This is a genomic window from Agromyces tardus (assembly GCF_003710805.1).
In the GTDB taxonomy this organism is placed as follows: domain Bacteria; phylum Actinomycetota; class Actinomycetes; order Actinomycetales; family Microbacteriaceae; genus Agromyces; species Agromyces tardus.
In genome coordinates, this window is record NZ_RHHB01000047.1 from 19,877 (window position 1) to 27,477 (window position 7,601).

General features: G+C 71.6%; 8 protein-coding genes. 7 read left to right on the plus strand and 1 reads right to left on the minus strand.

Going from position 1 to position 7,601, the window contains the following annotated elements:
- Positions 1-61 precede the first annotated feature (61 nt).
- A complete protein-coding gene (gene ffh, locus EDM22_RS16055; RefSeq protein ID WP_122938093.1) occupies positions 62-1,651 on the plus strand; it encodes a signal recognition particle protein in 1,590 nt (529 codons plus the stop codon).
- 125 nt (positions 1,652-1,776) lie between these two features.
- Positions 1,777-3,210: a GH1 family beta-glucosidase gene (locus EDM22_RS16060; protein ID WP_170964168.1), complete on the plus strand. Its 1,434-nt coding sequence runs from the start codon at positions 1,777-1,779 to the stop codon at positions 3,208-3,210.
- Here the strand turns inward: EDM22_RS16060 and EDM22_RS16065 are convergent.
- Positions 3,190-4,353, minus strand: a complete 1,164-nt coding sequence (locus EDM22_RS16065; RefSeq protein WP_122938102.1) for a glutamate--cysteine ligase — start codon at positions 4,351-4,353, stop codon at positions 3,190-3,192. The genes EDM22_RS16060 and EDM22_RS16065 overlap by 21 nt on opposite strands.
- Positions 4,354-4,568: 215 nt before the next feature.
- Between EDM22_RS16065 and rpsP the strand changes: the two genes are divergently transcribed.
- The 5 genes from rpsP (at position 4,569) to EDM22_RS16090 (ending at position 7,520) form a co-directional block, all read left to right on the plus strand.
- Positions 4,569-4,982, plus strand: coding sequence for a 30S ribosomal protein S16 (gene rpsP / locus EDM22_RS16070; protein WP_122938095.1), 414 nt, complete (start codon positions 4,569-4,571; stop codon positions 4,980-4,982).
- A 3-nt stretch (positions 4,983-4,985) separates the two neighbouring features.
- The gene (locus EDM22_RS16075) at positions 4,986-5,222 is read left to right on the plus strand and encodes an RNA-binding protein (RefSeq protein WP_122938096.1); all 237 of its coding nucleotides are present in this window, start codon (positions 4,986-4,988) and stop codon (positions 5,220-5,222) included.
- 1 nt (position 5,223) lies between these two features.
- On the plus strand, positions 5,224-5,931 hold the full coding sequence (rimM, locus tag EDM22_RS16080) for a ribosome maturation factor RimM (RefSeq protein WP_122938097.1): 708 nt from the start codon (positions 5,224-5,226) through the stop codon (positions 5,929-5,931).
- 9 nt (positions 5,932-5,940) lie between these two features.
- The gene (gene trmD / locus EDM22_RS16085; RefSeq protein ID WP_122938098.1) at positions 5,941-6,648 is read left to right on the plus strand and encodes a tRNA (guanosine(37)-N1)-methyltransferase TrmD; all 708 of its coding nucleotides are present in this window, start codon (positions 5,941-5,943) and stop codon (positions 6,646-6,648) included.
- 110 nt (positions 6,649-6,758) lie between these two features.
- Positions 6,759-7,520 carry a sirohydrochlorin chelatase gene (locus EDM22_RS16090; RefSeq protein WP_245989465.1) on the plus strand — a complete coding sequence of 254 codons (762 nt, stop codon included), beginning with the start codon at positions 6,759-6,761 and terminating at the stop codon, positions 7,518-7,520.
- Positions 7,521-7,601: the final 81 nt, after the last annotated feature.

A 7,601-nucleotide genomic window follows, 5' to 3' on the forward strand; every position in this document is an offset into this window, starting at 1 on the left:
GCCGCCGTCGTCCACCGCCCGGAGGAGTCGTCCCGGAGCGCCCTTTACACTGGAAGGCACCATGGCTACCTTCGGCAACCTGTCTGACCGCCTCGCAGAGACCTTCAAGCAACTCCGCACGAAGGGCAAGCTCTCGGCATCCGATGTCGACGGCACCGTCCGCGAGATCCGCCGCGCGCTGCTCGACGCCGACGTCTCGCTCGACGTCGTCAAGGAGTTCACCGCGCGCGTGCGCGAGCGCGCCCTCGGCGACGAGGTCAACCGCGCGCTGAACCCGGCCCAGCAGGTCGTGCAGATCGTCAACGAGGAGCTCGTGGGCATCCTCGGCGGCCAGCAGCGGCGCCTGCAGTTCGCGAAGAACCCGCCGACCGTGATCATGCTCGCGGGCCTCCAGGGCGCGGGCAAGACGACCCTCGCGGGCAAGCTCGCGAAGTGGCTCGTGAAGGAGGGCCACACGCCCATCCTCGTCGCCGCCGACCTCCAGCGTCCCAACGCGGTCACCCAGCTGCAGGTCGTGGGCGCCCAGGCCGGCGTGCCGGTCTTCGCCCCCGAGCCGGGCACGGGCGTCGGCGACCCGGTCAAGGTCGCGAGGGACGCGGTGGCGCACGCCGAGCGCGCCCTGCACGACGTCGTCATCATCGACACCGCCGGCCGCCTCGGCGTCGACGCCGAGATGATGAAGCAGGCCGCGAACATCCGCAAGGCCACGAACCCCGACGAGGTGCTCTTCGTCATCGACGCGATGATCGGCCAGGACGCGGTGACGACCGCGAAGGCCTTCCAGGAGGGCGTCGACTTCACGGGCGTCGTGCTCTCGAAGCTCGACGGCGACGCCCGCGGCGGCGCCGCGCTCTCGGTGGCCTCCGTCACCGGACGCCCCATCATCTTCGCCTCGACCGGCGAGGGCCTCGACGACTTCGAGCCCTTCCACCCCGATCGCATGGCCAGCCGCATCCTCGACCTCGGCGACATCCTCTCCCTCATCGAGCAGGCACAGCAGGCCTTCGACGAGGAGGAGGCGCTCAAGGTCGCCGAGAAGCTCGCGACCGAGACGTTCACCCTCGACGACTTCCTCAAGCAGATGCAGCAGCTGCGGGGCGCCGGCTCGATCAAGAAGATGCTCGGCATGCTTCCGGGCGCGGGCGGACTGAAGCAGCAGCTCGACAACTTCGACGAGCGCGAAATCGTGCGCACCGAGGCGATCATCCAGTCGATGACGCCGGCGGAGCGCAAGAACCCGAAGCTCCTCAACGGTTCGCGGCGCCTGCGCATCGCCCGCGGTTCGGGCATGACCGTGACCGACGTCAACCAGCTCGTGCAGCGCTTCGAGCAGGCCGCGAAGATGATGAAGACCGTCGCGCGCGGCGGCATGCCGCAGATCCCCGGGATGGGGCCCATCCCCGGTGGCGCGGGCGCCTACGGCGGCGGCAAGCGACAGGCGGCGAAGGGCAGGAAGAAGCCCTCGGGTTCGCGCTCGGGCAACCCCGCGAAGCGCGCCGCCGAGAACGCGGGCCTCGCATCCGGCGCCGCTCCTGCAGCCTCATCGGCGCCGGCCGGCTCGGGCTTCGGCCTCGGCGCGCCGAAGGGTGCGCCGGCCGGTGCTCCGAGCGAGGAGGAGCTCGCGGCGCTGCAGAAGCTGCTCGGGCGCTGACGGCGGCGGCGCGCGCCGTCCGCGCATGACGTGGCCGTGACGGCGGAATCGTGAGCGCGCTCCCACCCCAGTAGGGTGAAACCCAGTGGCAGCGGATGCCGCGGCACGACGACTGGAGCACGACCATGACCACCGGCACCCCCGACTACCGCGACTCGGGCCTCGAGTTCCCGCAGGACTTCCTCCTCGGCTCGGCGACCGCCTCGTACCAGATCGAGGGTGCCGTGCACGAAGACGGCCGCGGCCCGTCGATCTGGGACACCTTCAGCCACACGCCGGGCAAGATCACCGACGACGACAACGGCGACGTGGCGTGCGACCACTACCACCGGTGGGAGTCCGACCTCGACCTCATGGCCGAGCTCGGCCTCGAGTCGTACCGGTTCTCGATCGCGTGGCCGCGCATCCAGCCCACCGGCCGCGGACCGGCGAACGAGGCGGGGCTCGCGTTCTACGAGCGGCTCGTCGACGGGCTGCTCGCCCGCGGCATCCGCCCGGTCGCCACCCTGTACCACTGGGACCTGCCGCAGGCCCTCGAGGACGAGGGCGGCTGGGCGAACCGCGCGACCGCCGAGGCGTTCGCGGACTACGCGCGGATCGTGGGGGAGCGGCTCGGCGACCGCATCGCCGTGTGGACGACCCTCAACGAGCCGTGGTGCTCCGCCTACCTCGGCTACGGCTCGGGCGCGCACGCCCCCGGCCTCATGGACGGCGCCAAGGCCCTCGCCGCGGTGCACCACCTGAACCTCGCCCACGGACTCGCGGTCGCGGCGCTGCGCGAGGTCGTCACGAACGACCCGGGCTACTCGATCACGCTGAACCTCCACGTCATCCGCCCCTCGGGCGAGACCGGCGACGAGGCCGCGCGCCGCATCGACGGGCTCGCGAACCGCGTGTTCCTCGGGCCGCTGCTCGGCGACGGGTACCCGGCCGACGTCATCGCCGACACGGCGGAGGTCACCGACTGGAGCTTCGTGAAGCCCGGCGACACCGACCTCATCGCCCAGCCGATCGACCTGCTCGGCGTGAACTACTACTCCACCGTCACGGTGCGGATGTGGGACGGCGTCTCCGAGCGCGTCCGCGCCGACGGACACAAGGACATGGGCGGCACGCCCTGGCCCGGGTCCGAGCAGGTGGAGTTCCTCGAGCAGCCGGGTCCGTACACGGCCATGGGCTGGAACATCGACCCGTCGGGCCTCGAGGACCTGCTGCTCGCGCTGCATCGCGCCTACCCCGAGCTGCCGCTCATGGTCACCGAGAACGGCGCCGCCTTCGACGACGTCGTGACCGAGGGGCCCCACGGCCCCGTCGTGCAGGACGACGACCGCATCGACTACCTGCGCCGCCACTTCACCGCCGCCCACCGGGCGATGGCGCAGGGCGTCGACCTGCGCGGCTACCAGGTGTGGTCGCTGCTCGACAACTTCGAGTGGGGCTACGGGTACTCGAAGCGGTTCGGCATCGTGCGCGTCGACTACGAGACGCTCGAGCGGCTGCCCAAGGCGAGCGCGCGCTGGTACGCGGAGCTCATCCGGTCACACCGGATCCCCGCCTGACCCCGACGGCGCGGTGCCCTCGCGCAGCTCCTGCGCGAGGTGCGCCACCACGGCCGTGAGATTGCCGCCGTTCGCGGTGGCCACGCGCACCTGCCGCTGGTAGCTCGCTCCGTGGTCGAGCGTGTCGCGCACGCGCTGGAGCTCAACGGCGCAGCCCAGGCGCTCGGCCACCGGCGCGAGGGTCACGAGCAGGTCGCGCAGGTCGTCGGCGACGGGGCGCTCGGTGCCCGCGACATCCGTGATCACCTCGGCGTCCATGCCGTAGCGCGCCGCGCGCCACTTGTTCTCGCGCACGTACCAGGGCTGCAGCACCGAGAGCGTCTCGCCGTCGTCGAGCCGGGTGCTCATCCACTCCACGAGGCACTGGATGAGCGCGGCGATCGCGCCGATCTCGGCGCCCGACGAGACGCCGTCGCAGACGCGCACCTCGACCGTGCCCCACTTCGGCGACGGGCGGATGTCCCAGCGCACCTCGGTGTGGTCCTCGATGACGCCCGTGCGCACGAGGTCGTCGACGTAGCGTTCGTAGGCGGCCCAGTCGGCGAGCGGGTACGGGAGCCCTGCCGTGGGCAGCTGCTGGAACATGAGGGCGCGGTTCGACGCGTAGCCCGTCTCGACGCCCGCCCAGTACGGGCTCGACGCCGAGAGCGCCTGCAGGTGCGGCACGTACGCCAGCATGCCGTCGAGGATCGGGAGCGCCTTGTCGCGATCCTCGATGCCGACGTGCACGTGGATGCCCCAGATCATCATGTTGCGCCCCCACCACCGGGTGCGCTCGATGAGCTTGTGGTACCGCGGCTTGTCGGTGAGGTGCTGGTCGTACCACTGGCTGTACGGGTGCGATCCGCTGCAGATGAGCTCGTAGGCGCCGAGCCGGTCGACGACCGCGCGCACCTCGGCGAGCTGGCCGGCGAGGTCGTCGACCGCGTCGGCGACCCGGTGGTGCACGCCGCTCACGAGCTCGACCGTGTTGGTGAGCAGCTCGTGCGTGATCGTCGGATGCGGCGTGCCGTCGCTGCCCGCGAGCTCCTGCAGCACGCGATCGCCGATCGAGGCGAGCTGCCCGCTCTCTCGTTCGACGATCGCGATCTCCCACTCGATCCCGATCGTGGACCGGGGGGAGTTCGCGAACTCGATGGGCATGTGCGGCTCCCTCCAGCCCGGATGCACCTCGAGGCCAATCATGGCACGATCGCACGATTATCCTTGCGACGCGAAATCTGCAAGAATGGTCAGTCGAGTTCTGTACCGCCCGACCCTCTATCCGGCGCGCAGAACCACCTTTGAGCTTCCGCCGAGTGTGCACCCCACGCTCACGGCTGTCAGTTCGCTTACCTCACAACACATTCAGGAGAATCGTGGCTGTCAAGATCCGTCTCAAGCGGCTCGGCAAGATCCGTGCCCCGTACTACCGCATCGTCGTCGCCGACTCGCGCACCAAGCGCGACGGTCGCGTGATCGAGGAGATCGGCAAGTACCACCCCACCGAGAACCCCTCGTTCATCGAGGTCGACTCGGACCGCGCCCAGTACTGGCTCTCCGTCGGCGCGCAGCCGACCGAGCAGGTCGCGGCCATCCTCAAGCTCACGGGCGACTGGGGCAAGTTCAAGGGCGACAAGAACGCCAAGTCGACCGTGCAGGTCGCCGAGCCCAAGGCCGAGTACAAGGCAGACGAGGCCAAGAAGCCGGTGCTGAAGCCCAAGGCCGAGAAGCCCGCGAAGGCCGAGGCCGCTGCAGAGGCGCCCGCCGAGGCTGCTGCGGACGAGGCGTAGGCCTTGCTCAAGTCCGCGCTCGAGCACCTGGTCAAGGGGATCGTCGATCACCCCGACCAGGTGAAGGTCGTCTCCGCGTCGAGCGCGCGCGGCGAGGTCCTCGAGGTGCACGTGCACCCCGAGGACCTCGGCCGCGTCATCGGCCGCGCCGGCCGCACCGCGAAGGCGCTGCGCACGCTCGTGAGCGCCCTCGCCGACGGTCGCCGAGTGCGTGTCGACGTCGTCGACACCGACGACTGACGTGGTCGACGCACCGCGCACCCAGCAGCTCCGCGTCGGCCGCCTCACCAAGGCGCACGGCCTCAAGGGCGCCATCAAGCTCGAGCTGTACACCGACGACCCCGAGCGTCGCTTCGTGCCGGGCGCGGAGTTCTCGCTCCAGGTGCCCGATTCGTCGCCGTGGCACGGCAGGCACCTCGTCCTCCGGGAGCTGCGCTGGTACAACCAGCAGCCGGTCGGCTTCTTCGATGGCGTCGACGACCGCACCGCGGCCGAGAGCCTCGCGAAGGCGATCCTCTGGGTCGACGAGAACCCCGACGAGGCGCCCGAGCCCGACGCGTGGTACGACCACCAGCTCGTCGGTCTCGCGGTCCTCCGCGACGGCGTGCGCATCGGCCAGGTCGCCCACGTCGACCACCTGCCCGCGCAGGACCTCCTCGTCGTGAAGATGCAGGGCCGCGAGGTCATGGTGCCGTTCGTGCAGGCGATCGTGCCCGAGGTCGACGTCGAGGCCGGCACCATCACCGTCACCCCGCCCCCCGGCCTCTTCGAGGACCTCGCCGAGGCCGACGAGCCGGCGGATGCCGCGGGTCCGGATGCGGCGTCCGGCACTGCCGACGACGACGCGACGCCGGCCGACGGCGATGCCCACGGTGACGCAGCCGACGGCGGCGTTCCCGGCGAGGCCCCGGGCGCGGCATCCGACCCCGCGCAGCAGCCCGCCGACTAGGCACGCCGCATGCGGATCGACATCGTCACGATCTTCCCCGAGTTCTTCTCGGTGCTCGACATCTCCCTGCTGGGCCGGGCGCGTCAGGCGGGACTCATCGACGTGACGGCGCACGACCTGCGCGCGTTCACCCACGACCGCCACCGCACGGTCGACGACACGCCCTACGGCGGCGGCGCCGGCATGGTCATGAAGCCCGAGCCGTGGGGCGAGGCGCTCGACTCGATCGTGGGCGACGCGGCATCCGACGCCCTGCTCGTGGTGCCCTCGCCCGCGGGGGAGCCGTTCACCCAGGCGATCGCCCGCGAACTCGCCGCCGAGCAGCACCTCGTGTTCGCGTGCGGGCGCTACGAGGGCATCGACCAGCGCGTCGTCGACCACTACGCCACCCGCATGCGCGTGCGCCTGATCAGCCTGGGCGACTACGTGCTCAACGGCGGCGAGGTCGCGGTGATGGCCATGATCGAGGCGGCGGGCCGGCTGGTGCCGGGCGTCGTCGGCAACCCCGAGAGCCTTGTCGAGGAGTCCCACGAAGACGGGCTGCTCGAGTACCCGAGCTACACGAAGCCCGCCGTCTGGCGCGGGCTCGAGGTGCCGCCCGTGCTGCTCTCCGGCAACCACGGGGCGGTCGCCGCGTGGCGCCGCGAGCAGCAGCTCGAGCGCACCCGACGGGTGCGGCCCGAGTTGCTCGCGCCCGACGGCGACACCTCTGCGTGAGGCAGTCTTCACGTCCCGGAAACACCCGGGTGCCGACCGCGAAACACGCCGTGCATAGCGTCGAAACCGGCGGTTGAGACAGGATTCCGCCGGAAAGCGCGGGTCGGGAGATGGTCTGGTCGAGTGGTTCGGGCGTCCCGGCGCAGCACGACGGCACGCCGCCGATGCGACTCGTCGCGGTGACGCACGGCCGGCCGTCGAGCGCGAACCGTGAAGCGGTGATCCGGCTCGTCGACGGCGTCGCGTCCCGGCGACCCGACATCGACGTGGCCATCACCTTCGTCGACGCGAGCCACGCGGATGTCGCGGCGGCGCTCGAGGCCGACGCCGAGCCCGATGCCGTCATCGTGCCGCTCGTGCTGTCGGCGGGTTTCCACGTGCGCACCGGGCTCTCGCTCGGTCTCGACCGGCTTGGCGACGGCGCCCGGCTCGCCGACGAACTCGGCCCCGACGACCGCATCGTCGAGGTGCTCGCGGAGCGCCTCGACGAGCTCGGGCTCGCCGAGGGCGACGCCGTGCTGCTCGCCGCCGCGGGGTCGAATGATCCCCGCGCGGTTCGCGAGTGCTTCGAGACCTCGCGCCTGCTCGCGCAGCGCCTCGGCCGGCCGGTGACCGTCGGATTCATCGCGGCGGCCATCCCGCGGCTGCCCGACGCGATCGAGATGATCCGCGAGGTGCACCCCGGCTCCCGCGTGGTCGTGGGGCCCTACCTGCTCGCGCCCGGCACGTTCTACGACGCGGCGGCCGCAGCGGGCGCGGACCTCATCGCCGAGCCGCTGCTGCTGCCCGACGAGCCGGCGCCGCATCCGCTCATCGACCTCGTGCTCGACCGGTACGAGAGCGTCGACGCGAGCCACTGGGAGCGCGCTTGACGCACGCCGTGGGCGGCGCCTGACGCTCGCCGGCCCCGGCGCGCGCCTGACGCGCCCGCCCCGGCGCCCGGCCGCGCGGCC

What these genes read in the sequence shown, in the direction of transcription:
- ffh (WP_122938093.1), top strand. Translation starts at nt 62, where the DNA reads ATGGCTACCTTCGGCAACCTGTCTGACCGCCTCGCAGAGACCTTCAAG.
- EDM22_RS16060 (WP_170964168.1), top strand. Translation starts at nt 1,777, where the DNA reads ATGACCACCGGCACCCCCGACTACCGCGACTCGGGCCTCGAGTTCCCG.
- EDM22_RS16065 (WP_122938102.1), bottom strand. Translation starts at nt 4,353, where the DNA reads ATGCCCATCGAGTTCGCGAACTCCCCCCGGTCCACGATCGGGATCGAG.
- trmD (WP_122938098.1), top strand. Translation starts at nt 5,941, where the DNA reads ATGCGGATCGACATCGTCACGATCTTCCCCGAGTTCTTCTCGGTGCTC.
- EDM22_RS16090 (WP_245989465.1), top strand. Translation starts at nt 6,759, where the DNA reads ATGGTCTGGTCGAGTGGTTCGGGCGTCCCGGCGCAGCACGACGGCACG.